This window comes from Sphingomonas oligophenolica (assembly GCF_039522915.1).
Taxonomy (GTDB): domain Bacteria; phylum Pseudomonadota; class Alphaproteobacteria; order Sphingomonadales; family Sphingomonadaceae; genus Sphingomonas; species Sphingomonas oligophenolica.
Map to the genome: position 1 here is coordinate 1 of NZ_BAAAEH010000016.1, position 26,474 is coordinate 26,474.

At 66.8% G+C, this 26,474-nt stretch carries 31 protein-coding genes and 1 pseudogene; 7 read left to right on the forward strand and 25 right to left on the reverse strand.

Features of this window, described 5'->3' with window-relative positions; genetic code table 11:
* From ABD050_RS09070 to ABD050_RS09090, 5 genes and pseudogenes are all read right to left on the reverse strand, one after another.
* Nucleotides 1-437 (reverse strand): transposase (locus ABD050_RS09070; RefSeq protein ID WP_425542429.1); only part of this gene is annotated, 437 nt, incomplete at its 3' end.
* Between the two features lie 409 nt (nucleotides 438-846).
* Nucleotides 847-1,062 (reverse strand): annotated as a pseudogene (locus ABD050_RS09075) (IS481 family transposase); the annotation flags it as partial.
* 103 nt (nucleotides 1,063-1,165) lie between these two features.
* Nucleotides 1,166-1,573, reverse strand: coding sequence for a ribbon-helix-helix domain-containing protein (locus ABD050_RS09080; protein WP_343888966.1), 408 nt, complete (start codon nucleotides 1,571-1,573; stop codon nucleotides 1,166-1,168).
* A 106-nt stretch (nucleotides 1,574-1,679) separates the two neighbouring features.
* The gene (rlxS, locus tag ABD050_RS09085) at nucleotides 1,680-3,626 is read right to left on the reverse strand and encodes a relaxase/mobilization nuclease RlxS (protein ID WP_343888967.1); all 1,947 of its coding nucleotides are present in this window, start codon (nucleotides 3,624-3,626) and stop codon (nucleotides 1,680-1,682) included.
* A 314-nt stretch (nucleotides 3,627-3,940) separates the two neighbouring features.
* Complete coding sequence (locus ABD050_RS09090; protein ID WP_343888968.1) at nucleotides 3,941-4,312, reverse strand: hypothetical protein; 372 nt, start codon at nucleotides 4,310-4,312, stop codon at nucleotides 3,941-3,943.
* A 521-nt stretch (nucleotides 4,313-4,833) separates the two neighbouring features.
* Between ABD050_RS09090 and ABD050_RS09095 the strand changes: the two genes are divergently transcribed.
* Both ABD050_RS09095 and ABD050_RS09100 read left to right on the forward strand, forming a co-directional pair.
* Nucleotides 4,834-5,052, forward strand: a complete 219-nt coding sequence (locus ABD050_RS09095; RefSeq protein ID WP_343888969.1) for a hypothetical protein — start codon at nucleotides 4,834-4,836, stop codon at nucleotides 5,050-5,052.
* Between the two features lie 65 nt (nucleotides 5,053-5,117).
* The gene (locus tag ABD050_RS09100; RefSeq protein ID WP_343888970.1) at nucleotides 5,118-6,002 is read left to right on the forward strand and encodes a S1/P1 nuclease; all 885 of its coding nucleotides are present in this window, start codon (nucleotides 5,118-5,120) and stop codon (nucleotides 6,000-6,002) included.
* On the opposite strand, the gene ABD050_RS09105 is transcribed toward ABD050_RS09100, so the two are convergent.
* From ABD050_RS09105 to ABD050_RS29010, 15 genes are all read right to left on the reverse strand, one after another.
* A complete protein-coding gene (locus tag ABD050_RS09105; protein WP_343888971.1) occupies nucleotides 5,999-6,610 on the reverse strand; it encodes a lytic transglycosylase domain-containing protein in 612 nt (203 codons plus the stop codon). The two genes, ABD050_RS09100 and ABD050_RS09105, sit on opposite strands and share 4 nt — an antisense overlap.
* Complete coding sequence (locus tag ABD050_RS09110) at nucleotides 6,598-7,170, reverse strand: S26 family signal peptidase (RefSeq protein ID WP_343888972.1); 573 nt, start codon at nucleotides 7,168-7,170, stop codon at nucleotides 6,598-6,600. Before ABD050_RS09110 ends, ABD050_RS09105 begins: the two co-directional genes overlap by 13 nt.
* On the reverse strand, nucleotides 7,163-7,417 hold the full coding sequence (locus ABD050_RS09115) for a helix-turn-helix domain-containing protein (protein ID WP_343888973.1): 255 nt from the start codon (nucleotides 7,415-7,417) through the stop codon (nucleotides 7,163-7,165). Before ABD050_RS09115 ends, ABD050_RS09110 begins: the two co-directional genes overlap by 8 nt.
* Before the next feature lie 133 nt (nucleotides 7,418-7,550).
* Nucleotides 7,551-7,871 (reverse strand): DUF736 domain-containing protein, encoded by a 321-nt coding sequence (locus tag ABD050_RS09120; protein ID WP_343889138.1) that lies wholly within the window; start codon nucleotides 7,869-7,871, stop codon nucleotides 7,551-7,553.
* A 506-nt stretch (nucleotides 7,872-8,377) separates the two neighbouring features.
* Nucleotides 8,378-8,503 carry a hypothetical protein gene (locus ABD050_RS09125; RefSeq protein ID WP_343888974.1) on the reverse strand — a complete coding sequence of 42 codons (126 nt, stop codon included), beginning with the start codon at nucleotides 8,501-8,503 and terminating at the stop codon, nucleotides 8,378-8,380.
* A 75-nt stretch (nucleotides 8,504-8,578) separates the two neighbouring features.
* Nucleotides 8,579-8,827 carry a hypothetical protein gene (locus ABD050_RS09130; protein ID WP_343888975.1) on the reverse strand — a complete coding sequence of 83 codons (249 nt, stop codon included), beginning with the start codon at nucleotides 8,825-8,827 and terminating at the stop codon, nucleotides 8,579-8,581.
* A 247-nt stretch (nucleotides 8,828-9,074) separates the two neighbouring features.
* On the reverse strand, nucleotides 9,075-9,221 hold the full coding sequence (locus tag ABD050_RS09135) for a hypothetical protein (RefSeq protein ID WP_343888976.1): 147 nt from the start codon (nucleotides 9,219-9,221) through the stop codon (nucleotides 9,075-9,077).
* A 165-nt stretch (nucleotides 9,222-9,386) separates the two neighbouring features.
* A complete protein-coding gene (locus ABD050_RS09140) occupies nucleotides 9,387-9,854 on the reverse strand; it encodes a DUF2958 domain-containing protein (protein ID WP_343888977.1) in 468 nt (155 codons plus the stop codon).
* 1,000 nt (nucleotides 9,855-10,854) lie between these two features.
* A complete protein-coding gene (locus ABD050_RS09145; protein ID WP_343888978.1) occupies nucleotides 10,855-11,871 on the reverse strand; it encodes an LLM class flavin-dependent oxidoreductase in 1,017 nt (338 codons plus the stop codon).
* A gap of 310 nt (nucleotides 11,872-12,181) precedes the next feature.
* Complete coding sequence (locus tag ABD050_RS09150) at nucleotides 12,182-12,589, reverse strand: MarR family transcriptional regulator (protein WP_343888979.1); 408 nt, start codon at nucleotides 12,587-12,589, stop codon at nucleotides 12,182-12,184.
* On the reverse strand, nucleotides 12,558-13,037 hold the full coding sequence (locus ABD050_RS09155; protein WP_343888980.1) for a hypothetical protein: 480 nt from the start codon (nucleotides 13,035-13,037) through the stop codon (nucleotides 12,558-12,560). The genes ABD050_RS09150 and ABD050_RS09155 overlap by 32 nt, the downstream gene beginning before the upstream one ends.
* Nucleotides 13,038-13,071: 34 nt before the next feature.
* Nucleotides 13,072-13,452, reverse strand: a complete 381-nt coding sequence (locus tag ABD050_RS09160; protein WP_343888981.1) for a hypothetical protein — start codon at nucleotides 13,450-13,452, stop codon at nucleotides 13,072-13,074.
* A 60-nt stretch (nucleotides 13,453-13,512) separates the two neighbouring features.
* Complete coding sequence (locus tag ABD050_RS09165) at nucleotides 13,513-13,944, reverse strand: helix-turn-helix domain-containing protein (protein ID WP_343888982.1); 432 nt, start codon at nucleotides 13,942-13,944, stop codon at nucleotides 13,513-13,515.
* A 69-nt stretch (nucleotides 13,945-14,013) separates the two neighbouring features.
* Entirely contained in the window at nucleotides 14,014-14,436 is a 423-nt protein-coding gene (locus tag ABD050_RS29005; protein ID WP_425542430.1) for a DNA -binding domain-containing protein, read from the reverse strand.
* On the reverse strand, nucleotides 14,351-14,806 hold the full coding sequence (locus ABD050_RS29010) for a transcriptional regulator domain-containing protein (protein WP_425542424.1): 456 nt from the start codon (nucleotides 14,804-14,806) through the stop codon (nucleotides 14,351-14,353). Before ABD050_RS29010 ends, ABD050_RS29005 begins: the two co-directional genes overlap by 86 nt.
* Nucleotides 14,807-14,966: 160 nt before the next feature.
* On the opposite strand from ABD050_RS29010, the gene ABD050_RS09175 reads away from it, so the two are divergent.
* The 5 genes from ABD050_RS09175 to ABD050_RS09195 all read left to right on the forward strand — a co-directional run bounded on the left by ABD050_RS09175 (nucleotide 14,967) and on the right by ABD050_RS09195 (nucleotide 19,244).
* The gene (locus ABD050_RS09175) at nucleotides 14,967-15,731 is read left to right on the forward strand and encodes a helix-turn-helix transcriptional regulator (protein WP_343888984.1); all 765 of its coding nucleotides are present in this window, start codon (nucleotides 14,967-14,969) and stop codon (nucleotides 15,729-15,731) included.
* A 150-nt stretch (nucleotides 15,732-15,881) separates the two neighbouring features.
* Entirely contained in the window at nucleotides 15,882-16,484 is a 603-nt protein-coding gene (locus ABD050_RS09180) for a GntR family transcriptional regulator (protein ID WP_343888985.1), read from the forward strand.
* 199 nt (nucleotides 16,485-16,683) lie between these two features.
* On the forward strand, nucleotides 16,684-16,803 hold the full coding sequence (locus ABD050_RS09185; protein WP_343888986.1) for a benenodin family lasso peptide: 120 nt from the start codon (nucleotides 16,684-16,686) through the stop codon (nucleotides 16,801-16,803).
* 42 nt (nucleotides 16,804-16,845) lie between these two features.
* Entirely contained in the window at nucleotides 16,846-17,508 is a 663-nt protein-coding gene (locus ABD050_RS09190) for a lasso peptide biosynthesis B2 protein (RefSeq protein ID WP_343888987.1), read from the forward strand.
* The gene (locus ABD050_RS09195; protein ID WP_343888988.1) at nucleotides 17,505-19,244 is read left to right on the forward strand and encodes an asparagine synthase-related protein; all 1,740 of its coding nucleotides are present in this window, start codon (nucleotides 17,505-17,507) and stop codon (nucleotides 19,242-19,244) included. Before ABD050_RS09190 ends, ABD050_RS09195 begins: the two co-directional genes overlap by 4 nt.
* Here ABD050_RS09195 and ABD050_RS09200 read toward each other — a convergent pair.
* The 5 genes from ABD050_RS09200 to ABD050_RS09220 all read right to left on the reverse strand — a co-directional run bounded on the left by ABD050_RS09200 (nucleotide 19,233) and on the right by ABD050_RS09220 (nucleotide 26,116).
* On the reverse strand, nucleotides 19,233-21,320 hold the full coding sequence (locus ABD050_RS09200; protein WP_343888989.1) for an Atxe2 family lasso peptide isopeptidase: 2,088 nt from the start codon (nucleotides 21,318-21,320) through the stop codon (nucleotides 19,233-19,235). The two genes, ABD050_RS09195 and ABD050_RS09200, sit on opposite strands and share 12 nt — an antisense overlap.
* 35 nt (nucleotides 21,321-21,355) lie before the next feature.
* Nucleotides 21,356-23,938: a TonB-dependent receptor domain-containing protein gene (locus tag ABD050_RS09205; protein ID WP_343888990.1), complete on the reverse strand. Its 2,583-nt coding sequence runs from the start codon at nucleotides 23,936-23,938 to the stop codon at nucleotides 21,356-21,358.
* An 80-nt stretch (nucleotides 23,939-24,018) separates the two neighbouring features.
* Nucleotides 24,019-24,981: a FecR family protein gene (locus tag ABD050_RS09210; RefSeq protein ID WP_343888991.1), complete on the reverse strand. Its 963-nt coding sequence runs from the start codon at nucleotides 24,979-24,981 to the stop codon at nucleotides 24,019-24,021.
* On the reverse strand, nucleotides 24,978-25,562 hold the full coding sequence (locus ABD050_RS09215) for an RNA polymerase sigma factor (protein WP_343888992.1): 585 nt from the start codon (nucleotides 25,560-25,562) through the stop codon (nucleotides 24,978-24,980). The genes ABD050_RS09210 and ABD050_RS09215 overlap by 4 nt, the downstream gene beginning before the upstream one ends.
* A 344-nt stretch (nucleotides 25,563-25,906) precedes the next feature.
* Complete coding sequence (locus ABD050_RS09220; RefSeq protein WP_343888993.1) at nucleotides 25,907-26,116, reverse strand: helix-turn-helix transcriptional regulator; 210 nt, start codon at nucleotides 26,114-26,116, stop codon at nucleotides 25,907-25,909.
* Between the last annotated feature and the right edge of the window lie 358 nt (nucleotides 26,117-26,474).

The following is a 26,474-nucleotide window of genomic DNA, read 5'->3' on the forward strand; positions in this document are numbered from 1 at the left end:
CTCTCGTTCGCAATCGAAAGACTGACGGCAACCTGACAATTATCCTGCTTGCCGAGCTGACCGCAATCTTGGCGTGCGACACCGACGGAATGCTTACCCTTCTTTGGAAAGCCTGTGTCGTCGACAATCCAGGCGGCGATCGCACCACCTCGCTCGATCATGCGCGGCAACGCCCAATCCCGAACGCGCGCCATCAACGCCTCGTCCGACCAGGGCGCTTGACCCACGAAATGCAAAAGTGACTGATGCTTGGCAGAAACACGCGACGGCGCCGTTACCGCCGCCAACGGCTCCACGCTTTTACGCGCAACCGGCATCATCAGTCCTGTACAGTAATCCCGAAGCGGCTCCGCCCGATCGGCATGACCGATCACCTCGATCAGCGCTTCCACATACCCGTCAAATGCCGTTGCTTCGCTTCCATCCTCGCTCACCATGGCGCTCATCCATCGCTGTGTATCAGCAGCCTATCACAACGAAGCGCCCCGCGAATCCCCCGACGTCCACTTTCGTGACTCAGTAAGACTAGGTGGTCGCGACCACATTTCGTCTACACATTTCCCAGATTTGACGGCACAACGTGAGACTGCAGCGAAGAAGTCTCAGCCACCCGCTAGCCAAGGATGCAGTGGGTTGGACACCGGCGCCTTCGAGCAGGGTCATTAGCGCCTCAGGCCAGCAAGTTGTGAGAGCGCAGATCGGAACGCGATTCAAATGTTGGATCGCCACGCAATCTTCAGATCTATCATTGGTTTGCTTTTCAGAGGAATCCATGCAGACCTTGTTGCGCGGAGCAGACAAGATCGCGATTACGCACTGCTGGGTGGCTAGCGTCCGATGCGGAGCCTAGTTGTTTAGTCCCGGCATTTGATGTGTCGGGTCGAGTGTGAATCGATCGGGTTCGATTGTCCAGATTTTGCAGATGTATTCGAAGGGCGTGAGCCCTTTGAGCGTCTTGAGTCGGCGACCGAAGTTATAGGCGCCGATGAAATCGCGGAGGTGGGTGTCGAGCTGTCGATGGCTTTCGATCGGTATCAATGTTATGGTGCCGACCTTGATGGTTTCGATGTCGCCAGCGCCGATCAGTTCATAGAGTTTCGATCGGCCAATCCCGGTGATCCGGCTCGCCTCACGGATCCTGACGGTTATCACCGCAACGCGCGGTTCAGGCATCGCCGCCGACTCCGGGCTGCGACTTGCCACCCCGCGCCGCAAGCGTGCGTTCGACCTGGCCCATGAACCGATCGTACCGCGCCCTGCCCAGCCGACCGGTTACTTCATCGATCGGCGGCTGATGCGCGACCAGCGTCATCTGATGGGCAACGAACAGTTCGAGCACCGCCACAACATGGTCGAGCCTGACCTCCATCCGGTTGCTTGCGCGCATCTGCCGATCGAGTCGTGGTCCAAACCGCTGATCGAACTCGTCGCCGGCCTTGCGATCCAACCAGGAACGCAGAGCGTCAGTCAGGATCGTGGTCTTGGACGAACCCGGTTTTGCGGCGAGCCCCTCGAGGCGCTTCGACAAATCGTCGGGCAGGTAGAATTGGTGGCGGGTCTTGAACGTCTTCACGGGCACGCTCACTCGATCATCTGATGCCGACAGAATGTGCCCAGGAGCGTCTCGACGCGATAGTGCTGAAGGGCGCTGTCGGGCCAGTTGCGGCGAGTTTGATCAGTCAGGAAATGCCCAGCCCTCTGGTCCGGCCGATCGTCCAGCTGATTCCGCTTTCGCGCACGATGCCGGAGACGGTTTTCCCGGCGGAGCGCTCGAGCACCGGCCGCCAGGGTACGAGCGTGAACTCGCGCGATTTTTCGATCAGCGCCAGCTTGCTGTCGCCCGCCTGGATCGCTCGCCGGCAGATGCCTTCGACCTGCTGCCCCGATCGCGCCTCGACAAACGGCTTGTCCAGCTCGCCCGCAAGCCCGCTCGCGACCGCGCGCAACTCTCGTAGCTGGAGGACGGCCAGCGGATTGCGACGGTAGCGCACCGTATCGCCATCCACCTCGGCGAGGTCTTGGGCGACCAGCCACTGGCGACGGAGGTCGAACGCCCGGCGCACGTCAGCGCCGAACCCGCGACCGAGATCGGTCGGCTTGTCAGCGGCCAGTTCGCGGTCAAGCCATGTCACCCCCTCATGCGTCGGAAGCTTCGACAGCGGCCGCTCCGACAAGGTCTCGATGGCGACCGGCTGTCGCCCGGCGCGGGCGCGTTCACAGGCTCTGACGCGCGCCAGATGATCCAGCGCGATGGTCCAGCTGCCATCGGCGTTCCGCTCAGCCCCGCCCGTCGCCCGGCGGATGGCCTCAAGCCGGCGGACATGGGTTTCGGCGAAGGCCGCGGTCGCGGTCGGGTCATGGCGGAGATGAATGTCCGGGCTGTACCGTCCGCCATTGGCGGCGGCGATCTCGGCGACGGTGCGATCGACCGCGCGCGAGCTCGTATCGGCAGGTGTTACCCGCACGATCGAGTGAGCAACGGTCGGCGGGGCATCGATCCCGATGTCAACATAATGGCTGTAGCCATCCACACCGTCGATGATCAGATAGTGGCGATCGGCATGTTCGTCGGAGAGACCGCGCTCAACGATCCGGCCGATGATCGGCGCGGCTGGGCCCGCCGTCGGCTCGAAGATCGCATAATCAGCAGGCGAACGTTCGGGCGCCTCGGCGACCATGGCGCGCTGCATCGTGCGGATGATGTCGCCCCGCTCGCCCATCCGGGTGAGCATGTCGCGCAGATTGTCGTCCAGCCGCCACGCCCCGCGCCGTTCCTCGAGCGCCAGCCCCATGCGCTTCAGGGTCTGCAGCCGGCCTGCGCGAAGACTCTGCTCGACGCTGTCCTTGTGCGCGGCGCTCACGACCCCGTCATCGCCACGCGCGGCAAGCAATCGCCGATCGATATCGGTCAGCCGTTCCTGGTCGATCTCGCGCCGGTCAGAGCGCTCGATCTCGGCCTGCGAGCGCGGCCCCAGATCGAGGTCGACCAGCTCGGCCGCGCGGGTGCGCAACCCCTGGGTCAGATACTCGCGGGCAATGATCAGATCCTTGCCGAGATGATCCTTGCCGCGAACGATGACATGGCTGTGCGGATGACCGGTATTGAAGTGATCTACCGCTACCCAGTCGAGCTTCGTGCCAAGGTCCTGCTCGACCCGACCCATCCAGCGCCGCACCAGCGGCTTCAGGTCTTCATATTCAGCGCCGTCCTCGGGCGCGACGATGAACCGGAACTGATGCCGATCGCCGGCGCCGCGATCGAGGAACGTCTTGCCGTCGACCGCGTCGCTCTCCGGCCCGTAGAGCGTCCCCCGCTCGCCCTCGCGCGTGGTGCCGTCGCGCTGCAGGTAGCGCAGGTGCGTCGTCGCGCTCGCCAGGCCCTTGCCGACGAGCTTGACGATGCTCGTCTTGACCACGACGCGGCGGCCGGTCCAGCCACGCCCGCCGGCTGTACCGCCGAGCACGCGCCCGACCCCGCTCCCGCGACCAATCCGCGCACCGGTGAAGCGGCTTGACTTAGGGCTTCGCAGGCCGCCCGCGCGATTGATCGCGGCGCGCACCCGGTGGCGCATCGGGCCATCCTTGCCGATATGGCCAAGCCAGATATCGAAGTCGTCATCAGCCATGAATCGACCCTCAAAATCACCCATGAGGGGATTGCGAGAGGAGCCCGCAAGGGCCTCCATCGCCTGCGGCGGAAGACCGCAGGTCTTGGTACTCTTGGAGGCATGGCCAACCTCATGCCTCCATCACAAACGACATGCAGACGCCACTTGCCGACACGCGTGGAGGCAAGGCTTCAATCTTGCCTTACACCGCCCTGCCCGCATCCCCGCCCGTTCCAGACTCTCGTGCCGTTTCCCTCCCCGGCTGCCGAGGACGAAAAAAGCCGGGATGCGATGCCTGTCGACACCGTATCCCGGCCGCGATCCGGTCTTGATCATCGCCGGTCCGCGAATGCCCTGCGCGCCGATCGAGGCCGCGCGAAAGTCCGCTTCCCGACCATCCCGTGGGCACACCCTTCGCCGTCGATGATGATTTCCGCGACGAACCAACGGCCATCGATCCGCCCCAGGACCGCTACGCGATCGAGCTCAAATTCCTGTCCGTCGATGCTTTCATAGGAGCCCAGCCAGCGCTCCTGGTCCCGCGCATCCCAGTGAAAATCGCATTCCTCAGCTGCCAGAAAGCGCTGCGCAAGACCTTCTGTCCCCCGGGTCCCGAACTCGAGCTCGAGCCCCGCCACGAGCGCTTCCATCACACGATCAGCGCTATGCGATACCGGTTGAAACATGGTCATGTAAGCCTCCATCGATCATCGTCTTCCTCATCGAAGACGGCCTCTCGACGGCGGCTGCCGGTGTGACTGTCAGGGCTGCCGGAGCGCAGCGCAGGCACCGCGAAGCGGCGGCGGAGGAACCGATTTTGTTGCGTCGAAGTCAGACAGACTCGCGCGCGCAAGCGCGCTCCATGTCGCGGCAAAATTGGAGGGGCCGCCGGCCTTGCACAGGCACGCCGGCAGCCGCCATGCTCGGACGATCCGAGACGAGCCCCTCCCCCGCTCCCGAGAATAGCCGGCGCTCGACACCTTCCTTCGGCCCGGGGCTGCGATCGGTTCGTCGAGGCCGCAGATCCGCCAGACGGTGATGCAGTGGCGGGAGGCGACCATCGCCCTCACCGTGCGGCGCGCCACTGCTTTTCACCATCGCCATGGCGGCGGCGTAGCGCCCGTCGCGCGACCACCAGCCTCGCGGGGCGTCTTTCGGTTCCCTGGCCGCTTGATTTGCGCGCTCCAGGGTTCATGATGCTCCTCTCACTTGAAGGGAATCACCGATGCTTCGCCTCTCGCTTGCACTCGCCACCGTCGCCATGCTCACCGCGCCCGTGAACGCCGCGACCCGGTGCAGGGACCCGAAGACGAAGAAGTTCATGGTCTGCCCGCCACCGCCTGCCGCAGCCGCCACGGGCGGGGTCACCAAAGACAAGAACGGCAAATGCCATATTGCGTCAGGGAAAAACAAGGGCAGGTTCACCCCATGTCCCAAGGCCTGATCAATCGTCCCGTTGCGTAACGAGCGCACACGCTCGCCACGACGCTGCTGACAGATGATGCAATGATGAAATTCCTGACGGGCGCCGCCACGGCGCTCGCCCTTTCGGCCGCGATGCCGTCGCCGGCACTCGCCTGGGGCGCCGAGGGCCATATCCTGATCGCCGCCATTGCCCGCGCGCGCCTGACACCTGAGACCCGGGCCAAGGTCGATGCGATCCTCGCCCAGGATCATGACAGCCTCACCCCGCCCGACATGCTGTCGCGCGCGACCTGGGCCGATGCCTGGCGGGGCGCCGGGCACCGCGAGACGGCCGAGTGGCATTTCGTCGATATCGAACTCGATCATCCCGATGTCGACGCTGCCTGTTTCGGGCATCCGGCGGCGGCGACCCTGGCCAGCGCCGGCCCGGCTGATGCCTGCATCATTGACCGGCTGACACAGTTCTCGGCAGAGCTCGCAGCGACGGAAACATCGCCCGCCGAGCGGATCCTCGCGCTCAAATATGTGCTGCATCTGGTCGGCGATCTTCACCAGCCGCTTCATGTCGCTGACAATCACGACCATGGCGGCAACTGCGTCCACATCTCGCTCGGCGACCAGCGAACCGCGAACCTGCACGGCTATTGGGACACGATCGTCGTGCGCGAACTCGGCGACAAGCCCGACGCGCTGGCCGCCCAGCTCGAAGCCGAGATCACGCCGGCGCTGGCGGCGTCCTGGATACAGGGCGACGTCTCGCGCTGGGCCGAGCAGACCCATGCGCTCGCGGTGAGCACCGCCTATTCCTTCCACACCTCGCCGCGCTGTGAGCGCGACGACCCGCCGGTGGACCTGCCGAAGGGCTATGATGCCGCGGCCCGGCCCGTCGTCAGGCTACAAATCGAACGCGCGGGCGTCAGGCTCGCCGCACTCCTCGAAAGGGATCTTGGACCGCTTTCCGGCGCCTAGGGTTTCGCGGAATCGGCGCCCGGGAGGATCGCGAACAGACCGACCTCGGGCGGCAGCGTCCGCGCCGACGGATGGACCGGCGCGGCCACAGCCAGGGGTACGAACAGCCCGTTTGCATGTGGCGCCACCGAAGCCACAGAGCGGGCGTTCCCGACCGAAATCAGATAGGCCCTGGTTTCCTCGGGCAATCGCCGGCGATCCGCCAGATAGGCGCTGTAGCGCTTCGGTCCGGCATTATAGGCAGCGAACAGGCCGGGATAGCCGAACCGATCATACATCAAGCGGAGATAGGCAGTTCCGGCAAGAATATTGTCATGCGGGTCGAACGGGTCGCTACCCAGTCGAAGCAGATCGCGCATCTGCTGCCACGTCCCCGGCATCAGCTGCATCAGCCCCATTGCGCCCTTTGGGCTGACGATCGGCACCCCGCCAAACGTCGTGCGTCCGCCGCTTTCGACCAGCATCACCCGCTCGATCCAGGCGACTGGGACACCGAAGCGTAGCGACGCCTCGACGACGACGGGGCGCCAGTCGGCAACGGACTCGGCCCGGGCGGGAGACGCAAGCGCGAGCAGCGCCGCGACCACGAGCGACCTCAGCGAACCCATAAGGGCGTTGCCCTGCCCACGACATCGCCTACCGGCGTCGGCCCGAAATAGCGCCCATCGAACGAGTCCGGCGACTCAGCCATCAGCAGGAACAGCCCGCCTTTTCCGAGCTTCCGGCACCCGCTCCACCAGGGCAAGGGCCGGCCGAGCCGATCGCGCGCGCGCCGGGCCGCGACCACCCTGTAATTGATGGTGACCGTCGTACCGACAGCGCAGACCCGATCGCCGCGCACCCCGGCAACCCGCTTCACCAGGGGCACATTGGCGGGCACATAGCGCCGGCGAGCAGCAAGCACGCGCACCGGGCGCGGCGTCCGCGCGATCACCATGTCGCCGCGCGCGAGCGGGGCGCCCGGCGCAACCCGGTAAAGGCCGACCCGCGCGCTGGCGCTCGTATTCCACACCAGGCGGGGCAGCGGCGGCAGGGCGATCGTCGCTGCGAGGCTGGCGCAGCCGAGCGCGATCAGCGCGCCGCGGCAAAGGAGCTGGCGACGGCGCCGGCGCCGCGCGCCCAGCGCATCACGCCAGGCGAACAGCGGCAGGTCACGGCGCTCAGCCACGCTTGCCGCCGCGCTTGCCGGCGTTCGACCACGCCTCGATGTCGTCGATATGATAGTGCCAGGCGCGGCCATGGAGGCGGCAGACCGGCCCCTCGCCTCGCGCCCGCATGCCCTTCAGCGTGCTGGGCGACAGACCGAGATGGAACGCGGCCTGCTTGGTGGTGAGGAATGGGCAGGTTCCGCGGGCCCTGCGGGCGCGCTCGGCGGTGTCGTCCATCGCTCCCTTGTCCGTGCTCGGCGACGCCACATCGCGCCGCCCGGACCCTCACATGGACGCTGAAAGCCTTGCCCGGCAGGGTCGAAAGCGGATGGCCGCCTTTTCGACCCGGTACCAGCCGGGATGATCCGCGCCCCGTTCAGAGCGCGGACCACCGTCTCGGTCAGTCGGCCGGGTTCCAGATAATGGCGAAGGCGTCGTCATCGTCCTGGTTCGCGGCGCGGCCAAGATTGGCGTAGAGCCGGCGGGGGCCGAACTCGGGCGCGGCCAGGCTCAGCGACACATAGTCGTTGCCGCTCGTTTCGCTGCGCCGGACCCAGCCGGCCCCGATCTCGACGCCGCCAGCCGAGACCCGGTAGTCGGGCTGCGCGTCAGCGGTCTTGTGACCATTGGGAATGATGACCACGTCTGCACGGATCGAGAGCGTCCTGAGCTGACCCTTGAAGCCCTTCCCGTCGCGGGTGACAAAGCCGATTGCAGGCATTTCCATGTCCTTTCCGTTCATCACCCGGACCGTTCCGGGCGATGGGCGGACCGAAGGAACGGACCAGGCGGGCATCCGAACCGCAAGGCCGCAGCGGCAGCGGAGGACCGGAGCCGAAAGGCTTATTTGAAAGCGAAGCGGCCGCGAGGAGCCCAGCGCCAGCGGGCGGGGAAATAAGCCGCCGGGCGATGGTTTCGGGAGACCAACGGCCGTTCCAGGTCTACGCCCAAGGAGCCGAGAACGGTTCGATCCGATCGGAAAGCGCCAGCCGAAAGGGAAGCGACTGCTCCCCCGGCGGCCCGGCGGCAGGCAGATCCGGTCCCGGTCCCCACCACAGCTGGTCCCGGCGATCGCACGCGCGATGCCCGCCGGGCGTCCGGTCGAAGCGGTACACGAGGAAGATCGATGCGCCGGCGGGATCGCCATGAAGGCGGCCGTTACCGGGTCCGACCGGATCGCCAGATCCCGGCCCGCGCCTGGTCAGCGCTCAGCCACCGCCGCGCCGGTCAGCGCCTGCGCAACGCGCCGCACACGGCGTCGACCAGGTCAAGATAGCGGCGCTCGAGCTCGCCCTCACTCAAGGCGAACAGGTCCGCCGCCACCGACAGTCCGAGCAGTGTCGCGACCGCCATCCCGTCACCCCTGGGGACAGCGAACGCTCCCGCCTGTGATGATAATATTGTCGTTCGAGTCCCTATTCCCCCTGCTCATTTTTCCGCGCAGGAGTTCAGTATCGGCGTCATCGCTTTCACATGCGCGTCGATACGGTCGAGCACCGTCGCAGGGGCGACGGCGCGTTCCGGCAGATGCCACCAATGCTCGTTGACGCGCGCCACCGTCTCCACCACGGCTTGAAGAACCGCCGGCTCGGGCAACCTTGCCCGGTTCGCGAAGGATTTCCAGCGAGGCGCCGACAGCGCCCTGAACGACCGTTCGCCACCAAGCGACAGCGCCATGCTGTCCGAAGGAATGTAAGGGACGGTCGACAACAGATCGTAGATCGGCGCGAGCGCCCGGTACGTCAAATTGGGATGATCTCTTTTCGTATCAAAATAGACTAGATAGATATGCAAACATATCAAACCTGATGGCGTCGTCGTTTCATGGGCGAGGCGAAAGAGGCGCGCGGCCGGATTTTGAGGTCCGGAAAAGGCACCTCTTGATCGCGGAAATGCTTGGAAAGCCGGGTTCCCCGCGCGTCCCTCACGCCGCCAGCGTCTCGGGCGGCTCGCCGTTGTCGTTCGCCGCCTGCACTTCCTCGCCATCATCCGGCTCGGGGAGAAGCGCCGCCGCGCCGGGTGCGGTCGGATCGCGGTCACCGTCAAGATCGGGCTCATACCGCGCCGCCATGACCCTGGCACTTGCCCGAACAATGCCGACGCCCGCCCCGTTCGGTATAGGCGGCGGGCGGAAAGCCCTTCCATTTCGGGACCCAGTTCTCGACCTTCGCTCTCCCGCCAACGCCTTGCAGAGGGGCGGGACCGGCTTCGATTGCGGGCGAGACCCGCCCGCGCGTCAGCCGCCTCCTGTGTCGGAAGGCGGAAGCGGGTCGGGGTTCGGCGTGGTGGCGTCGCCCGGGTTGTCGGCAGCTTCGGCGCGGGCGCGGTGATGCGCCTCGACGGGCCGCAGCAGATGCTGCGCGCCGAGGATCGATCCCGCCTGACGGGCAAAGTCGGCCCAGATCGACAGCGGCACGACGCTCGAAAAACCGATATCGCGCTCGATGCCGAGGCCGAACGGCAGGCGTAGCGCGGCGATCTCGGACAGGCTGAAATAGCCCAGCTCAGGGTAGCCGAACCCCAGATCGGCGAGCCCGAACAGCGTGTCGCCGTCGCTGTCGAGTTCGGTCGCAAGCCATGTCGCGGCACCGAGCGGATTGAACAGCTTCAGGAGGGGCGCAGGGTCGTACGCGCCGTGAATGGCGATGGACGCGGCTGCGTTGGCGCGCAGGCCGATGCGGATGTCCGGGGTGAGCAGTTCCATGGTCAGGACTCCCTCTTCAGGAACAGGTCAAGCTGGTTGCGGGCATTGAGATCGGACAGGTCCCCGGAGGGATCGCTCCCCCCGAGCGGTTCCGCCGTCCAGGGCTGGACGCACCGGAGGTGGCCCGCCTCGAGCTCGGCGATGATCTCGGCCGTCACTCGTAAAGATTGGCGCGCGGCGGCTCGCCGGGAGGCTCGGCCCCTCCCCGCGCGCGGCGCTGGTTGCTGACAGGCATCTTTATCCTCCAATGCTCCCCAAAATCGCACGGCCGCTCCCGGAAAGCGGAGGGTGGGCGGCAAGCGACCGAAGAGGCCCGCGCCGAGCGGACGGCGGCACCTCCCGGGGTCCCCGTCGCGCTTGCGCGACGGGGCGGAGCAGAGGGCGAAACGCAGTGGAGCAGCCGCAGCGAAGCGCAGGCTTGCCGCGGGCCGTGGCGGGCCTAGCAGGGCGCGCCGACCACCAACCGCGCGTCCGGGAAGGCCACACAAAAGGGTCCCCACAAAGTGGTACTTTGTGGGGTGCCCCCAACGCCGCTGCGCAGCAGCGCCCGCACCTACGGCGGCACAGCCGCCGCCAGCAGGAACGGGCTCTCTCAGGAATGCGCGCCGATCAGGCGGCGCTGGGTCGGGCGTCGCGACAAGGCGGCAATTGTCGCCGCCGCGACCCCGGGCGCGCCGCCCGGCGTGCAGGAAAGCGGGCCCGCGGGCTACAACAAGGCGCCGGGCCCTGCCGTAAGCCTGCGTCGGCAGCGCACGACAACAGCCCGCGCCATCAGGGCCGGCGGCATGCCGGCCCGCGCCATCTGGCCGTCACCGAAGGCCGAGAACCCGATACGGGGCTCGGTGGCGAGGTCGTTTGACCGAGCCATAGGACGGGGTCGTGCGGCGACCAGCCGCACGAGGCGCTGTCCATCACACGATGATCGAGTTCCCAGCGGTTCAGATATCCCGGAAGGCGCGATGTGAAAGTGGGGCCCATGGCCAAGGATCAACTCGCTTGATCACCGCCACCCGAGCGCTGGCGCCACATCGGTGAGAATCGCCTTCAGGACATGCGCGTTATAGTCAACGCCGAGCTGGTTCGGCACGGTGAGCAAGAGCGTATCGGCCTCGGCGATCGCTTCGTCGGCCCGCAACTCCTCGATCAGCTGCTCGGGCTCAGCTGCATAGGATCGTCCGAACACGGCGCGCATATTGTCGATGACGCCGATCTGGTCGCTGCTGTCGCCGCGGCCGAAATATGCGCGGTCGCGGTCGTTCATGAGCGCGAAGATCGACCGGGAAACCGACACGCGCGGCTCCCATTGGTGGCCGGCCTCCCTCCAGGCCGCGCGATAGGCCCGGATCTGCTTCGCCTGCTGGACATGAAAAGGCTCGCCGCTCTCATCGGCCTTCAGGGTCGAGCTTTGCAGGTTCATGCCCCGTTGCGCGGCCCAGAGCGCGGTCGCGTTCGATGCCGACCCCCACCAGATGCGCCGGCGCAAGCCCGCCGAATGCGGCTCGAGCCGCAACAACCCTGGCGGATTGGGAAACATCGGCCGCGGACTTGGCTTGGCGAAGCCCTCTCCCTTCAGCAGGTCGAGCAACACCTCGGCATGGCGCCGGCCCATATCGGCGTCGCTCTCCCCCTCGCTCGGCGCATAGCCGAAGTACCGCCAGCCCTCGATCACCTGCTCGGGCGATCCGCGGCTGATGCCGAGTTGAAGCCGACCCTGGCTGATCAGATCGGCAGCGCCGGCATCCTCGGCCATGTAGAAGGGATTCTCGTAGCGCATGTCGATAACCCCGGTGCCGATCTCGATTCGGCTGGTCCTGGCGCCAATCGCAGCGAGCAGCGGAAAAGGCGACGAAAGCTGCTGCGCGAAATGATGGACCCGGAAATAGGCACCGTCGGCGCCGAGCTCCTCGGCTGCAACGGCTAACTCGATCGACTGCAGCAACACGTCCGACGCGGAGCGGGTCCCGGACTGGGGCGAGGCCGACCAATGCCCGAACGAGAGAAATCCAATTTTCTTCATGTATGTTCCTGCCTTAACGTCCGGTGCGATTCAGTCGACAAGGACTGCGGGCAGCCACATAGGTCGCCCGGATGGCGAGTACATCAGCGCCGCGACATGACTTCTGGAAACGGAGCTTTTCCCGCGCGATGGGAGCTGAGGAAGTCGGTTGCCATGACGATGCATGGAACAGCAAAGATGGTCACCGGCATCAGGCGCCGATCAAGCACGTCCGCGCAGCTCGCCGGAAGGCGCAATCAGCCCGCTCAGCGACGGGCTTATATTCGTGGCCGTCGAACCGGACAGGGCGGCGAATGGGGACGTGCCTGCGCTATTCAAACAAGATGCGAGCGATATCGGCGTGGAGCGCAACGAGCTGGCCGGTCAGCGCATCCCGCCCTCGCGCGCTCAGCCCGACCCAGGCGCGGCGGCGATCGCGCGGGTCGGGCACCCGTTCGACGAGGGCGAGGTCCTCGAGGCGGAGGATGCAGCGAAACGCGGTCGTCACCGGGACGGCCGCGGTGCGACACAGGGCCGAGAGGGACAGGCGCTCGCCGCGGGCATCCGCGCCATAAAGCGCCAGCAATAGAAGCCATGCGGGATCCGCGACCGGGGGGAGGGAGAACCCCGCCGCGCGCGTCACCGCGTGGCGATAGAGGATGTCGGCCAGGGCCGGGAGCGCGCTCCGCGGTGGCGCGCCCCGAAGATCAGCCTCGATCGGACCGAGGAGTTGCCGCAAGGACGCCGGCATGTTCGGGTGCATGCTCATGCCGGCCCTGCCGGCGCACATGCCGCCATGCCCCGATCGCGACGACCAGCATCATCGGATAGGCCCAGAAGCCCTGCATGAGCGCATAGCCGAAGGGCAGGATCGCCGGGTCGATCCACAACGCGGGATGGGTGAGCACGGCGATCAGCTGGACGCTCGCGACGGTCAGCGGCCAGAAGCGCCTGCTGCGCAGGGCGAGCACGACAAGGCCAAACAATAAGCCGATATCGACGGCGAGGACACCCAGCTGCGGCCTGTGCCAATGAGTATTGAAAGCATCGCCGACGATGCGGGTGAGCAGGGCGGCCACGCACATCATGGCAGCCGCCCAGCGCTCGTCGGCCGCGCCCGCGAGGCAGCTCCATACGGCAAACGCGACGAGGATCGCCCAGAAGCCGTAATAGAGCAGGTAGAGCATCAGGCAGGATCATCGGCCTGCGCCGCCGTGCCCGTCAAGACACGGCGACCAAGTGAACGGGCGGTGCCGATTCCTCAGCAGCAGCCGCTTCCGGCGCTCCACGGATCTCGCCCTTCCACAGACCGCCGCCGAAATCGACCGTGCGCAAGCCGATATCGTCGCGGAGCGTAGCCAGCTGCTGGTGGACGGCGATGGTCTTGTCCATCCCCGTGACCAGGTCGGCGTTCGCGCTGGAAAGCGTCGCCACGACGCCGTGGGTCACGAGCGGCGAGATGTTCATCGGCGCGCCGGCGCGAATGACGCTCGCCATCAACTCGGCATTTGCCGCAATCGCGCCATGAAGGTCGGTCTCGGCGGGGGTGAGGCGGGAGGTGACGCCGCGGATCACATCGAAATCGAGAACAGGCTTTGACATGAGTTTCTCCAACGCGCGCCACGAGCGCGGCGCGCGACCAGCATGAAATGGAAAGGAAGATCAGGCTGCGTGTGCGATCAGGTCGCCGATGTTGCGGACCAGGCTCGCGATCGCGAAGAGGATGAAGGCGATCATCGCCGCACGGCTGACGATCACGATCAGGCGATGCGCTATGTCGAGGTCATTGAAGCGCCTCCCGCTCATTTCAGGGACGAGCAGGTCGACCAGAACGGCGATGCCCGGCGCAACCGGCAAAACGCGCTCAGTCGTTTTTGCATGGGGGCCGAGCGCCTCGCGCCGGGCCAGCGCCATGGCCGCTTCACCCGGGCCGCTGGCGCCGAGCTTGCGCGCGGCATTAGCCAGATGCGTATAGACGGTGCGCTCCGAGAGCCCCAGGCGATTCGCGATCACCTTGGGTTTCAGACCCTCCGCGGCGCAGCGCAGAACCTCGAGCTCACGCTGCGTCAGCCGATCGAAGTCCTTGTCATCCACGAAAATAGTCCTTCGGCGCTTGAGTCGTTCGCTGCAACGCCGATTGCCCCCTCAGTGGTTGCTTATGTCTTAGTCGTCACCATCGCTTTGATGCGGCGCGGCGCGCAGCAACCGGCGATAGCCGCCGGCGGCCATCGCGCGCGCATCCCGCACCAGACGGCGGACGCGCGACCGCAGCGAGTCGCTCGTCTCACGCCAGTCGGCGCCGATCCCGTAAAGTGCGCCCGCGATATCACGCTGCGTCGCGCCGGCCGCCTCGGCATCATGGACACGCAGGAGCAGGATCCAGCGCGTCATGCGCGCGTCGCGGACGAACAGGCTTTGCGCGAAACGCCGATGCCGGCACAGATAGAGCAGCCGCCGCAGCGGCAGGAGCTTCGGTTCGACTGCGGCGATTCCGGCAAGCTCATAGCGCAGGATCACGGGCACGCCCGCGGCCAGGCTTCCGGCGGCGACGTCCAGCCGAATGCGATGAAACCCGTCGGACAGCACCGCATGCTCGGTGCCGTCGCTGCCCCGTGCGATCCTGAGCCAGCGCGCCAGTTCGCGCGGATCGAGCGACTCTCCATCGCTGCCTGGTGGCACCGGATCGGCCGCCACGGTCAGGATGCCGGGATCGAGATCGGCGTGCCAGATGATCGTGGCATCCGGCGCGGCGACGTCCGGCTGCTCCGCGAAAGTGCAGCCCCCATGCAGGTGACGGCTCGACGGGGCCGGGACCTCGGGTCGCCTGGCTCGCCCTGACGTACCAGGCCACATAGTCCGGATCGCGCCGCAGCCATTCCCACATCAGGCCCGCGCGATCCATGCCGAACAGCCGGGCGTAGCCGCCCGGATCCCGCCAATCAGACGGCTCGCCCATTGCGCACCGGGACGGGGAAATTCATTTCAATGTGAAAACATTGGAACGTGCCTGGCCGGCCAGCGTCGATCCGGTCTGATTCTTCAACCGGCGCGGTGGCGGCGTGAGACCCCGACATGGCGTATCGACAAGGAAGGACGCGTGACGGGAATCCGGTGGCTTGAAACGCCGCCCGCGCGCGCGATCGATGGCGATGCGCGTGCTGACAAGTCTTGCGGCGACGGTCGAGACGCTGCTCCAGGTGCAAAATAGGCAGGAACTCGAAGCGGTGCTGGGCGCGCTCGCCGCGGTACTCGACTTCGAAAGCTACGCCCTGCTCATTCCGCCGGACGGGATGGGCGCGCCCGGCGCTGCCATTGTCTCCGAGCCACTGCTCTGGGTTGCCGGGCAACTGCACCTCGATGCCATGGCTCTGCTGCGCCGCGTCTCCGTGCACGCCAGGTTCGGATTTGCCTGGTCCGAGATACCTGGTCTCACCCCGCTTACCCCGGCCGATCGCCGCTTCCTCGCTGCCGCCCGTGCTCATGGCTTCCGCTCAGGATTCACCGTCCCAATATATGGACCCGGCGCCTTGGGCGGCTCCTTCTCGTTCGCCGGTAACGGCACACGCCCGGTCTCGGCCGCACAGCGCGTCGTCGCGCAAAGCCTTGCCCCGTTCGCCTGGGAAGCGGGGCGCCGGCTGGCACTCGCCGCGGCGGGAGCACCGCCGGCATTGACCGCCCGGCAGCGCGAGTGCCTGCTCTGGGCAGCCCGGGGCAAGACCGACTGGGTGATCGCCCGCATCCTCGATATCGGAGAGGACACGGTCGAAAGCCACCTGCGACAGGCTCGGACACGATATGGAGTCGACAAGAGGATCACGCTGATCGTCCGCGCACTGTTCGACGGGACGCTGAGTTTCGAGGAGGTCCTCGAACGTGCCTAGTCCGGTTTTCCGGGATAGCGTGCCAGCGCCGACCGGTCGATCATGGCGTCGTGGACCGGAGGGCGGCATGATTTCTGGGGCAAGCTTCAGCGTCAAACCAGTGAGCCCCCGGCCTCGCGCGCCGGCCGGGGCCGAACAGGGGCTTTGGCCATGAATTCAGGCGCGACGGCTGACCGGGTCTATGACGCGCTCAAGCGGGAGCTGCTCTCCGGCGCGGTGCTGCCGGGAGAGAAGCTCGATCCGACGCGATATGCCGAGGCATTGAACAGCAGCGTGACGCCGGTCAGGGACGCGCTTCACCGCCTTGCCGGAGAGAGGCTGGTCGAATCACGACCAAGCGAGGGCTTTCACCTGCCGATCGCCACCGAACCAGCGCTGCGCGATCTCTATATTTGGAATGCATCGCTGCTGAAGCTGATGGTGCAGAACTGGCCACGCGACGCGGGCCGGCGCGTTGTCACGCAACTGCCCGCGGATCTGGATCGCGCGCCGGTCGCCCTGTTCGATGCATTCGCCGCCCGCGCCGGCAAGAGCGAAATGTCAGCGCAGCTCGACAGCGCCAACGATCGCTTGGCGACAGCGCGCGCAGCCGAGCGGCGAGTCCTTGCAGGGCAGGAGGCTGAACTGCGCGCTCTCGCCGTGGCTGTCGACCATGAGCCAGCAGCAGCGATCCTGCGACTCGTCACTGCCTATCACCGTCGCAGGCTTCACGTCGTGCCGGACCTCATCCGCGCGATGTATCGCCGCACCTGAAGGGCACAGCGGCCGAAAAGTCGGCGGCAGCGCGTGGCCGAGGGCCTGTAACCCCGCCGAAAAGGGCACCTTCCGGAGGACGGGCAGGGGACCCGAAAACATTCTCGATATAGAATCAGTATAGAATTCGGATAGCGTCCGACGCTGCCTACGCTCCCCCGACCGCAGCCATTTCTGCGGCAAGTAGAAGGAGCGTGTTATGGAACGGGCAAACGACCTGATCGACCTCGGTTCGGCCTCGGAAGAGACCAAGGGTCTTCCCTTCCCGGGCGTCGACGAACGGCTCGGCGGCATCCAGACCGGCCTGGCCGACGACTGAAGGTGCGGCGCGCGGCGCAGGCCGCGCGCCAATCCCGGGATCATGACCGGCTATTCGCTTTCTCCGGGTATCAGCGCGTGCCGCGTCGGCGGCCGGCTTGTCTTCCTCGACCTCCCGAAGGATCGCTATTTCGCGCTGCCGGCAGCAACTGACGCCGCACTCGCGCGGCTCCTGGACCGAAGCGCGCGCGTTGCAGGCGACGAAAGCCATATCAAGCGGCTGATCGAGAAAGGCGTGCTGCGCCCCGATTCGCGCTGCGAAGCGCCAGAATTGTGCGACGCCCCTCCTGCGGCGCGTGCCAGCATGCTCGATGAGATCTTTCCGCAGCGCGAGTTCGGACACGCGGTCGGCGCCGTGTCCCGCATCACGCTCGAGCGGCTGCGGCTTCGCGTGCGCGGCCTGGCGGCCACCATCGGCCAGCTGCAGCGTGCACCCCACCGCGACATCGCCGCTGACGACGCTGCGCTCCGCGACATCGTCAGCGCATATGCCAGTGCCGGAGCCTATGCTTCACAGCGCGATCGATGCCTGCCGAGCTCGCTCGCGCTCGCGCGGCAGCTTTTTCATCGCGGGCTCGGCGGCTCACTGATCATCGGCGTGGATCTCCGCCCCTTTCGCGCCCATTGCTGGGTGCAGTCCGGGGAATGCGTCCTCAACGACCGGGTCGACTCTGTCCGGGTTTTCACGCCGATCCTCGTCGTGTGAGCCAGCGTTTCCTCCTGACGGTCTCGTCCGGCCCGGCGGCGGCAGAGGATCGGCTTTCGGTCGCGGCACGCCTGCCCGACTGGCATCAGGTGGCAATCGCAGACGGCGTGATGCTTCACGCCCCGCCCCAGGCCCGCCTTCTCGTCTGGAGGCTGGGCGTGGTCATCGGTCCGGTGTTCGAGCGCGGCGCCGACCGGCCGTTACGCGATCTCAGCCCGGACGTGCAGTCCTCGATTTCCACATCGGCGGGACAAAGCCTGATCGACCATGATTGGGGCGGCTATGTCGCGATCCTGGCCACGGCGCCGAACGCGGTCGCCATCGTTCGCGCACCGTTCGGAGACCTTCCCTGCTACTGGGTCCGACGTGACGGGGGCTTCGCCGCCGCGTCCGATCTTGACCTGCTGAGCCTGGTGAACCGGCGGCCGAGCGTCGAAGCCGAAGCCCTTGCGCGCTATCTTGCTCAGCCAGACCATCTTTCCGGTGAAACATGCCTTCGGGACGTCCGCGAGGTCCGGGGCGGTGAGCGTCTTTGCCTTGCCTCGGGATCGGTACCGGCAACCGATGCCCTCTGGTCGCCATGGACCTTTGTGCAGCACGCGCCGCCCGCCATTGCGACACGGGAGGAAGCAGTCTCCCGGCTGCGCGACAGTGTCAATCTGAGCGTCGCCGCGCGCACGGCGGGCCACGACCGATCGCTGCTCCTGCTCTCGGGCGGCATCGACTCTTCGATCGTTGCCGCGTCCCTGGCGCGCGCAGGGCGGGACTTCGCCTGTCTGACCCTGGTATCGGGCGACCGCATCGGGGATGAACGCGCCTATGCCGCCATGGTCGCCAGGGCCTGTCGCGTGCCGCTCATCGTCGGCCACCGTGACATTGCCGGAATCGACCTTCACCATTCGGCCTCGGCCGAGCAAGCGCGGCCGGCCTCGCGCGCTTTCCTGCAGGAAAGCAGCCGGCTGGCGCGAGACGCCGCGCGTGAAAGCGGCGCGACGATCCTCATCGACGGCGGCGCCGGCGACAGCGTCTTTTATGGCTATCTCGCCGTGGCGCCGCTTGTTGATCTCTGGCGCCGGGAAGGGCTGAGCTCAACCGCGCGGGAGCATTTCGCGGCCATGGCCAGCCTCTCGGGCACGAGCCGGCTGCGGCTTGCCGCGCGCACGCTGCTGCGATCACTGCGGCCCGCCGCTGCGTCCCGCCCGGACGAGCTGACCTTCCTGTCGCCCGCGGCCCGCGCAGCGGCGGCCGACAGGGTGCAGCATCCCTGGATGGCAACTCCACCGGACGCGTGGCCGGGCGAGGCGTCCTATGTCGCCGGCCTGCCCCCCGTTCAGGGATATATGGAAAGCGCGGACCCGCGAGGACAGCTTCCATCGCTGTCACCGCTTGGCTCTCAGCCGATCATCGAGACTTGCCTGAAGGTCCCGACCTGGCTGTGGTTCGAACAGTGGAACAGCCGCGCGCTGGTGCGCCGGGCTTTCGCCGATCGGCTTCCCCCCGAGGTCATTGCTCGCCGCTCGAAGGGCACCCCCGCCGGTTTCATGGGCGAAGTCTTCGAGGCGCGGCGCGCTGAGATCCGGGAGATGCTGATGGGCGGGGCTCTGGCTGATGCAGGGCTACTCGATCGAGCAGCACTCGCGCTGCATCTCGCGGCCGAGGCGCCGCTGCGCGATTTCAGCTTCGTCCGGATCATGGCCCTGGTCGATGCCGAGGCCTGGATGCGCTCATGGGCCTGATCCGGCTACCCCCGCCCGGACCGAGGTGCGCATCGCATCCCAGCGCCGATATTGTGCTGTCTTGGCTGGGTCGGCGTCGATCCGGCCAAGCAGCCAGTAGGCGAACCAGTCGATATTGCGGCGGTAGATCGCCTGGCGATGCGCGGGCTGCCATTTCAGATGAAACTCGTTGGGAAAGACGTACATCTCGACCGGCTGATGATGTTCGCGCAGCGCCGTGACCGTCTCGAGCGACAGGAGATATTCCCGGTCGGCAAGCTGCATCAGCAGCGGCGTCGTCATGCGCCCTGCATTGAGCACCATCGAATAAGGCCGCCAGAATGCCTCGTCCTCGTTCGACGCCGGCGGATAGCCCATTGACTTGTTGAACTCGGCCCAGGCGATACCGCCATAGGTCATGGTCGTCCGCATCTCGACGCAGCAGGTGCTGATGGCGGCCGCCTTGAAGACGAGATTGCTGTTGATCAGGGCGAAACGCACGGTCGATGAACCGTCGCTCAAGCCGGTGATCCCGATGCGCGCGGGGTCGATCGCGCCAGTGGCGATCGCGGCGCGGATGCCGGTCTCCACCGAGGATAGCTGGCTTCGCCGTTCGCCCCAGTCCTTCTGGAACACGACATAATAGTCAGCCATGGTGCGGACCTTCGGATCCGCCTGCGCAACCGAGATCGGCCGCTCGATGCTCAGCACCGCCATGCCCTGCGCGGCGAGCGCGTAGACGGGATATTCATCGCCGGTACCGCCGCGCAGAAAGCCTTTCGAATCATATTGGACGATAACGAGCGGTACCTTCTCGTGCGGCCCGATGTCAGGCGGCAGGACGAGATCGCCCCATGCCTCGAGGCCGAGATTGTTCTTCCAGCGCAACCGCCGGACCGCCCCGAAGCGCCACGACGCGACTTGCGGGTTGGGATCGAACACGGTGCGCGCGCTGCCGGACCCAAGGTCGATCAGGACAAGCCGCCGCGGCGCGGTCGCATTCTCGCGCAGGCAGAGCAGGCCCGCCGGCAGCAGCTGGCACCCGAGCAGTGCGTCGGTCGTGGCGAGGACGAGGCGGGGCGTGCCGGACGATGCCGGATCGATGACATAGAAGGCGTTCGTCTCGCGATTCCAGCCTTCACGCCGCTGCAGGTAAAGCCTGGTGCCGTCCGCATTCCACCAGAGGTGCTGGACGCCGCTCGCGCACGCGCCTGCCCTGCAGGTGACCCTTGCCCTTCCGGGCCGGTCGATATCGATGACCGTCGGCGCGAAGAACAAGGCATCGCCGGTCTTGCGCACGCCAGCGCGCGCGCCGGTGGCGGTCACTGCCGAAATTGCCGCACTGGCGCCGAAGGCGAGCTCGGGCGGCAGCAGGCCCGCCTCCTCAGGACCGGCATCGCGCACCGTGCCGTCCCCCAGGGAAACGAGATGCGCCCTGCGTCCGATCGGCCCGGCCACCATCGGCCGTGGCCCATAGTCGGGAAGGATCGACGCGTCGTAAAGCCATCCCGAGAGCCCGGCGGAATCGATCGCGGCATTCGCCACTGCGACCCCAGGCCGATCCGCGAACACGAGTACGCCGTCGCCGGGGGCCCAGGCGATGGCGTCCACATCGACGGTGTCGGCAGTCACCGCACGTGCGCCGCTCCCGTCGACATTGGCGACCCAGGCCTGGGTCACGCCACGGTCGCGGCGGCGATAGGCAATGCGCGATCCGTCCGGCGACCAGACCGGCACGATCGTCGGCTGGCCGCCGTCGGGCGTGTAATAGCCGTTAAAGGGATCGCTGTCGGTGATGAGGTCGCCGCCGGAATCCACCAGCCTGGGCCGCTCCCTGCCCTCCAGGTCGACGATCACCAGACCGCGGCAATAGCTGTTCGAAGCCGCCTCGGCCCGAGACAGGACCAAGGCGGCATGCCGGCCATCCGGTGCGACCGCGACCGGGCTCGGCTCGCCATAGGCCACCGCCGGGAGCCCGATGTCGCGCAGCCCAAGCAGGTCATCGGGCGTGACGGCGTGCTTGCCCCTGTCGAGGCGCTCCGCTGACGGCAGGACGGGGCAGGACGCATATGCGCTCGCCGTGTCGAACAGCAACATTGCGCACAGAGCGGCGCCGAGGCGATGGGCGCAGCTCACCATTTCTTCGACACTCCGATCGTCAGGACCCGGCCGAGCGGCGAGTAATTGGTGGAATCATAGGGCGTGTCGTATCCGGCGGTGGTCGCAATCAGGCTCGGGGCTGCGTCGAACAGGTTCTGGGCCGACAGGATCAGGCTGACCCCGCTGAGCGCGGTCCGCACGCCCGCGAAACGATAGCCGGCGGTCAGGTCGAAGGTCGTCATGCCTGGGATATGGACGACGGGACTCCTCCGGCTGTCGTCGACGCCGCCGATCCGGCTGAGATCGCCGGTCACGGTGAGCGGCCCGTACGCCCAGGACGCGGTCGCGTGCCCACGCCAGTGGGGCGGGTTGAAGATGATGCCGGCAAGCGGCGTGACGGGTTGGCCGCTGCTCAGCTGCTGGCTGCTGTCGAGATAACTCGCATTCAGGGCGAGGCGCAGCTTTCCGCCCGCCAGGGGCGCGACATAATCGGCGAGCAGGTCGACCCCTCGCGCATCCTGCCGCCCTGCATTGAGGTTGCTGTTGTTGACGATCGCGACGACCTGTGTCGGATCATAGCTCCCGCCGGTCAGGCTCGCGAAGCTGAACGCACTGGCAATCACGGCCTGCTGCGACGCTGCGCTCGGGTTGCGCGCAATCAGGTCCTGATAGATCGGATTGCTCAGCGCCTGGGAGAGGAAGGTGATCGGCGTGACGATGCGATCGCGGTACTGGACATTGAAATAGCTGATCTGCAATCGCGCACCGCCCGCAAATCCCGGATGCAGATCGAGGGTCGCGGACCAGGTTTGCGCGCGCTCGGGCTTGAGGGCGGGATTGCCGCCGAGCACGAGAAGGGTTGCCGCCGTTGCGGGAAGGCCCGTTCCCCCAAGTGGGGCGGCCGGGTACAGATAGACGATCTCTGGCTGATATTGCTGGTAAAGCGTCGGTGCCCGGAACGACCGTCCCCAGCTTGCCTTGATGCTGAAGTCAGGCGTCGGCGCGGCGATCACCCCGAGCTTCGGGGTCACGACCTCGCCGATACCGGGATAGCGCTCGTAGCGGAGCGCCGCGCTCAGCTCGAGACTGTTGAGGAACGACCAGCCCTGCGCGGCATCGACCAGCGGCAGGCTGAGCTCGCCAAAGGCGAAATAGCTGTCCTGCGCGTGCAGCGTGTTGACGGGGCTGCCGGCGCCTGCATCGCGGCGAAAGCCGATCTCGCGATAGCCCGCACCAAGCGCGATCCTGACGTCCCCGCCGGGCATGGCGAACAGGGGCCCGTCGGCATTGAGCTCGGCTGAGCGCTCCGTATTGCGATAATAGCCGCCGCTGCCGACGCCGCACAGGCCAAGCTGGCACTGGACGCGCGTGGCGTCGACATGTTCCTTCCCATAGCTGCCGTCGAGGGTGACCCGCCACGCCGCGCCCAGCTTCAGCGCGAGAGACGGTGCAACGCCCCAGCTATGATCGAAGGCCGTATAGATCGAGCGGCTGACCATCGGGTCGCCGGCAATATTCGCCGGCGAATAGGTCGTGCTCTCGCGGCTGTTGAACAGGGCGTCGACCGAGAAGGTCAGGTTGTCGGTGAGCGCCTCATGGCCGCTCAGCGCTGCGCTGTGGTGGCGCATCGGCGGAAACAGCGTGAGGCCGCCGGCATGATGGCGCGCATAATCCCGCTGGTCGGACAGGACGCCGCGCGCATCGCCATACTCATAGGTCGCGATGATCCCGCCACCATCCCAGCGATGGCCGCCGACGACATCATAGTGCTGCTGGAAATCACCGCCGTCGGTCGCCCAGCCCAGCCGGGCGCCGGTTTCCAGCCCCTCATAGTCCCGCTTGAAGATGATGTTGGCGACGCCGGCGACCGCGTCGGACCCGTAGAGCGCGGATGCGCCGTCGGGCACGATTTCGACGCGATCGACGATACCGATCGGAATCGCCGAGACATCGACGCTCTGGCGCGATGCGTTATAGGCGAGGCGATGCCCGTTCAGCAGGGTCAGTGTCGCATCGCTGCCCAGTCCGCGCAGGTTGATCGACGAGGCGCCGCTGACATCGGCACCGCTCGCCGACGGCACATTGCTGCCGAGGCCCGGATTCTGTCCGCCGCCGAAGCTCTGCGGCAGCGCGCGCACCACGTCGCCAAGACCGGTCTGGCCGGAATCGCGCATCGCTTCAGCCGTCTCGGTGATGACCGGTGAGGCGACCGGCGTGCCGCGGATGCGCGATCCGGTGACGATGATGTCCTTTCCCGGCGCGGCGTCGCCGTCGGCAGGCGCTGGCGTGTCCTGCACCGCTTCAACCACCAGGCCATCGCCCACCGTCCGCGCGCGCAGGCCTGAACCGGCCAGCGCCAGTTGCACGGCGGCGTCGGCCGAATAGCTGCCCTGGATCGCCGGCGCCGTCTTCCCCTTGAGCAGGGCGGCGGGCGCAATGATCGCGCGCCCGGTTTGGGCAGCGATCGCCCGCAGCGCCTCGGCCAGCGGCTGGGCCGGCAGATGGTAGGCCTGGGGCTGTCCGTCCTGTGCCCGGGCCGGCGTCGCCGCAGCGACGACCATGAGGGTAGTGAGCGACGCGGTCGCTGTGAGTAGAGCCTTTCGAAGGTTGCGCATTCATCCATCCCCGCGGCGATGCTCAGGAAGCGGCATCGTCCACAGGCGTTGACCCGCGACGGCGCGCGGACCCTGGGAATTTATTTCGCGGGGGTCGGGGATGCCTGAGGCGGAAGGGAGAGCAGATAGGTGCCCGCCGCGTCGCGGGTCAGGCGCAGATGAAAGGCAGCGGCGAGCATCCGAGCGAGGCTCGACGGATCAGTCGGCCTGAAGGTGCCACTGAACCGCAGCGCCTGGACGGTGCCCCCGACAAGCGAGATCTGGGTGACATTGTAGCGGTTCGCCTCCCGCACGACCTGCGCAAGAGGTGCGTTTTCAAAGGTCAGCATGCCCGAGGGCCAATGCGTGGCGGCCGCGGAAACCGGCTGCGGCGCAAGCGCCGGATCAGCGCCGATGGCGACGTTCTGGCCACGATCGAGCCGCAAGGCGGCGCCGTGCTCGGGATGGATATCAGCGTACCCGCCCAGCACCGCCACGGTCATCGACATATCGATCAGGGCAATGTCGAGCCGGGCATCGGCTGCGCTGACCGATCCCGGCGCCGCGACGATGACAAGGGGTCGCCCAGTGCCGGGGGCGACCGCGAACCTTGCTCTGCCGCGCACGAGGCGAACCCGCCGTTCGCGCGCCGACATGGTCGCCTCGATCACCGTGTCGGTGTCGAGCGTCACCGCGGTGCCGTCCCCGAGCCGGGCCGTGCGAATCTCGCCGACCCGGCTGGAAAGGGTAATCGCCTCGGCCGGGGTCTGGCCAAGCCCGGCGTAACTCAGCGCCGCCATGCCGGCGATCACCAGCACGGCAAGAGCGACGACCATGAAGATCGAGCGGGACGATCGGCCGCGGCGCTGTGCGGGATGGCCCTGCCCCAGCCTACCCGCCGCGTCCCATGTCGCAAGGACGCGTTCATAGGCATCTGCATGGGCGGGATCAGCGATGAACCAGTCTTCGAAGGCGGTCTGGTCGCCAGGATTGCCCGCGCGCAGGCGAACGAGCCAGGCTTGCGCTTCCGCGTCGAGCCTCGCGTCGCTGCCGGAGTCGATCATCGATGTCCCGCTGCGCGGTGCAGCGCGGCAATCGCCTTGCTCATGTGCCATTCGACGCCCTTTACGCCGAGGCCCATGCGCTTGCCGATCTCCGCATAGGTCGCGCCCTCAAGCCTGTGCGCCATGAATATCTCTCGAGTCTTTGGACTGAGCTTGAGCATAGCGGCCTGGAGGCGATTTAGCATGTCCCGTGCTTCCAGGTTCGCCGTCATGTCCGTCGAACGGCAATCGGCCAGGTCCGGATCCTGCGCGACCATGGTGCGGTGATAGGCTGAGCGCGCGCGGTTGCGCAGCAGATTGGTGGCGATCGTGGTGAGATAGGCTTCGGGCTCGTCCGGGCCGTCGGCGCTTTCCGGAAAGAAGCGAACGAGGCGCACGAAGCTGTCCTGGACCAGGTCGCTGGCCTCCTCGCGATCGACCCGGCGGGTCAGCATCCTCAACAGACGCGGCGCCTGGAGGCGATACAGCATGTCGAAGGTGCGCTTCTGGGGCACCGTCCTGCGGTCGTCCGGGGGCAAGGGATCCCCGTCGGTCAACCGCGCCAGGATTGCGTTTCCGCTGACATCGATAAAGGGCTTCATCGCCGCGCCCCGCGCCCGACCGCAAGACGATCATGCCTGTCCGATTCCCTGCGCATAGCTCAATCCCACCAGCAGCGAGGCTGACCGGCATGAGCCGGGTGTTGAGATCATGCTTGAACATGCGCCGACGCCTTTAGCCGCGAACGGCCTGGACATACGCGTCGGCCACCCGGCCGCGCTGGGGCGGACTGGTACCCTTTCAAGCAAGGTTCTCAAGCCTCGGCGTCGGATTTTGCCGACGCATCGGATATCCTAGAGTCTGCGCAACAGGATGCAAGCGAGCAGCCAGTCGGGGATTCAATGCTAGCGTCCGGAGGCGGCAGCGGTTGGCGATCAAGCCGACCTCAGTCGGTACAGCTGCGCGACCAGGCCTGAAGGTCGTCGATATGATATTGCACCATCCGCGCATGTCGGCGCGGCGGCGGCCCGGTACCCCGCGCCCGCATGCGCTCCATCGACCGCACCGAAATGCCGAGAAAATGTGCCGCCTGGGCGGTATTCAGGAAGGGGCTGCCGCGCTTCGCATGCTGTGCCCGCTCGATGGCGTCGCTCACGGTATCGCCCTGACCCTTTGAGGCGGCTGGCCGCCGGATGCAATGGGTTTGGCATGGCGCTGCATCACGGCGGAGGGTCGAATAGGAGGAGAAGCCTTTTCGACCCTCCGGCCAGCTGAGGCAGGCACGCCGCGAGGCACTACGGCATGTCTTTCGACACGATCGCGCCGCGCCGTCGAGCGCGTGCGGTCATAGCCTGCCTCTTGCTGCCGGCGCCGGCTTCCGATCGCCGCCTCGAACTGCGCTGCGGCTGTGGATCGGAGCCCTGGGCAATACCCCCCGCGGGGTGGGGGGAGATTATTGTGCGCCCGACTACCCATTCTCCACGCTGGCGGGATGTGGCGGTATCTGGCGGCCT

Coding starts and splice junctions, on each gene's coding strand:
- rlxS (WP_343888967.1), bottom strand. CDS start 3,626: ATGGCTGATGACGACTTCGATATCTGGCTTGGCCATATCGGCAAGGAT.
- ABD050_RS09090 (WP_343888968.1), bottom strand. CDS start 4,312: ATGGAGGCTTACATGACCATGTTTCAACCGGTATCGCATAGCGCTGAT.
- ABD050_RS09095 (WP_343888969.1), top strand. CDS start 4,834: ATGCTTCGCCTCTCGCTTGCACTCGCCACCGTCGCCATGCTCACCGCG.
- ABD050_RS09100 (WP_343888970.1), top strand. CDS start 5,118: ATGAAATTCCTGACGGGCGCCGCCACGGCGCTCGCCCTTTCGGCCGCG.
- ABD050_RS09105 (WP_343888971.1), bottom strand. CDS start 6,610: ATGGGTTCGCTGAGGTCGCTCGTGGTCGCGGCGCTGCTCGCGCTTGCG.
- ABD050_RS09120 (WP_343889138.1), bottom strand. CDS start 7,871: ATGCCTGCAATCGGCTTTGTCACCCGCGACGGGAAGGGCTTCAAGGGT.
- ABD050_RS09125 (WP_343888974.1), bottom strand. CDS start 8,503: ATGGCGGTCGCGACACTGCTCGGACTGTCGGTGGCGGCGGACCTGTTC.
- ABD050_RS09130 (WP_343888975.1), bottom strand. CDS start 8,827: ATGGCGCTGTCGCTTGGTGGCGAACGGTCGTTCAGGGCGCTGTCGGCG.
- ABD050_RS09135 (WP_343888976.1), bottom strand. CDS start 9,221: ATGGCGGCGCGGTATGAGCCCGATCTTGACGGTGACCGCGATCCGACC.
- ABD050_RS09140 (WP_343888977.1), bottom strand. CDS start 9,854: ATGGAACTGCTCACCCCGGACATCCGCATCGGCCTGCGCGCCAACGCA.
- ABD050_RS09145 (WP_343888978.1), bottom strand. CDS start 11,871: ATGAAGAAAATTGGATTTCTCTCGTTCGGGCATTGGTCGGCCTCGCCC.
- ABD050_RS09155 (WP_343888980.1), bottom strand. CDS start 13,037: ATGCTCTACCTGCTCTATTACGGCTTCTGGGCGATCCTCGTCGCGTTT.
- ABD050_RS09160 (WP_343888981.1), bottom strand. CDS start 13,452: ATGTCAAAGCCTGTTCTCGATTTCGATGTGATCCGCGGCGTCACCTCC.
- ABD050_RS29010 (WP_425542424.1), bottom strand. CDS start 14,806: ATGGGCGAGCCGTCTGATTGGCGGGATCCGGGCGGCTACGCCCGGCTG.
- ABD050_RS09180 (WP_343888985.1), top strand. CDS start 15,882: ATGAATTCAGGCGCGACGGCTGACCGGGTCTATGACGCGCTCAAGCGG.
- ABD050_RS09185 (WP_343888986.1), top strand. CDS start 16,684: ATGGAACGGGCAAACGACCTGATCGACCTCGGTTCGGCCTCGGAAGAG.
- ABD050_RS09190 (WP_343888987.1), top strand. CDS start 16,846: ATGACCGGCTATTCGCTTTCTCCGGGTATCAGCGCGTGCCGCGTCGGC.
- ABD050_RS09200 (WP_343888989.1), bottom strand. CDS start 21,320: ATGTTGCTGTTCGACACGGCGAGCGCATATGCGTCCTGCCCCGTCCTG.
- ABD050_RS09205 (WP_343888990.1), bottom strand. CDS start 23,938: ATGCGCAACCTTCGAAAGGCTCTACTCACAGCGACCGCGTCGCTCACT.
- ABD050_RS09210 (WP_343888991.1), bottom strand. CDS start 24,981: ATGATCGACTCCGGCAGCGACGCGAGGCTCGACGCGGAAGCGCAAGCC.
- ABD050_RS09215 (WP_343888992.1), bottom strand. CDS start 25,562: ATGAAGCCCTTTATCGATGTCAGCGGAAACGCAATCCTGGCGCGGTTG.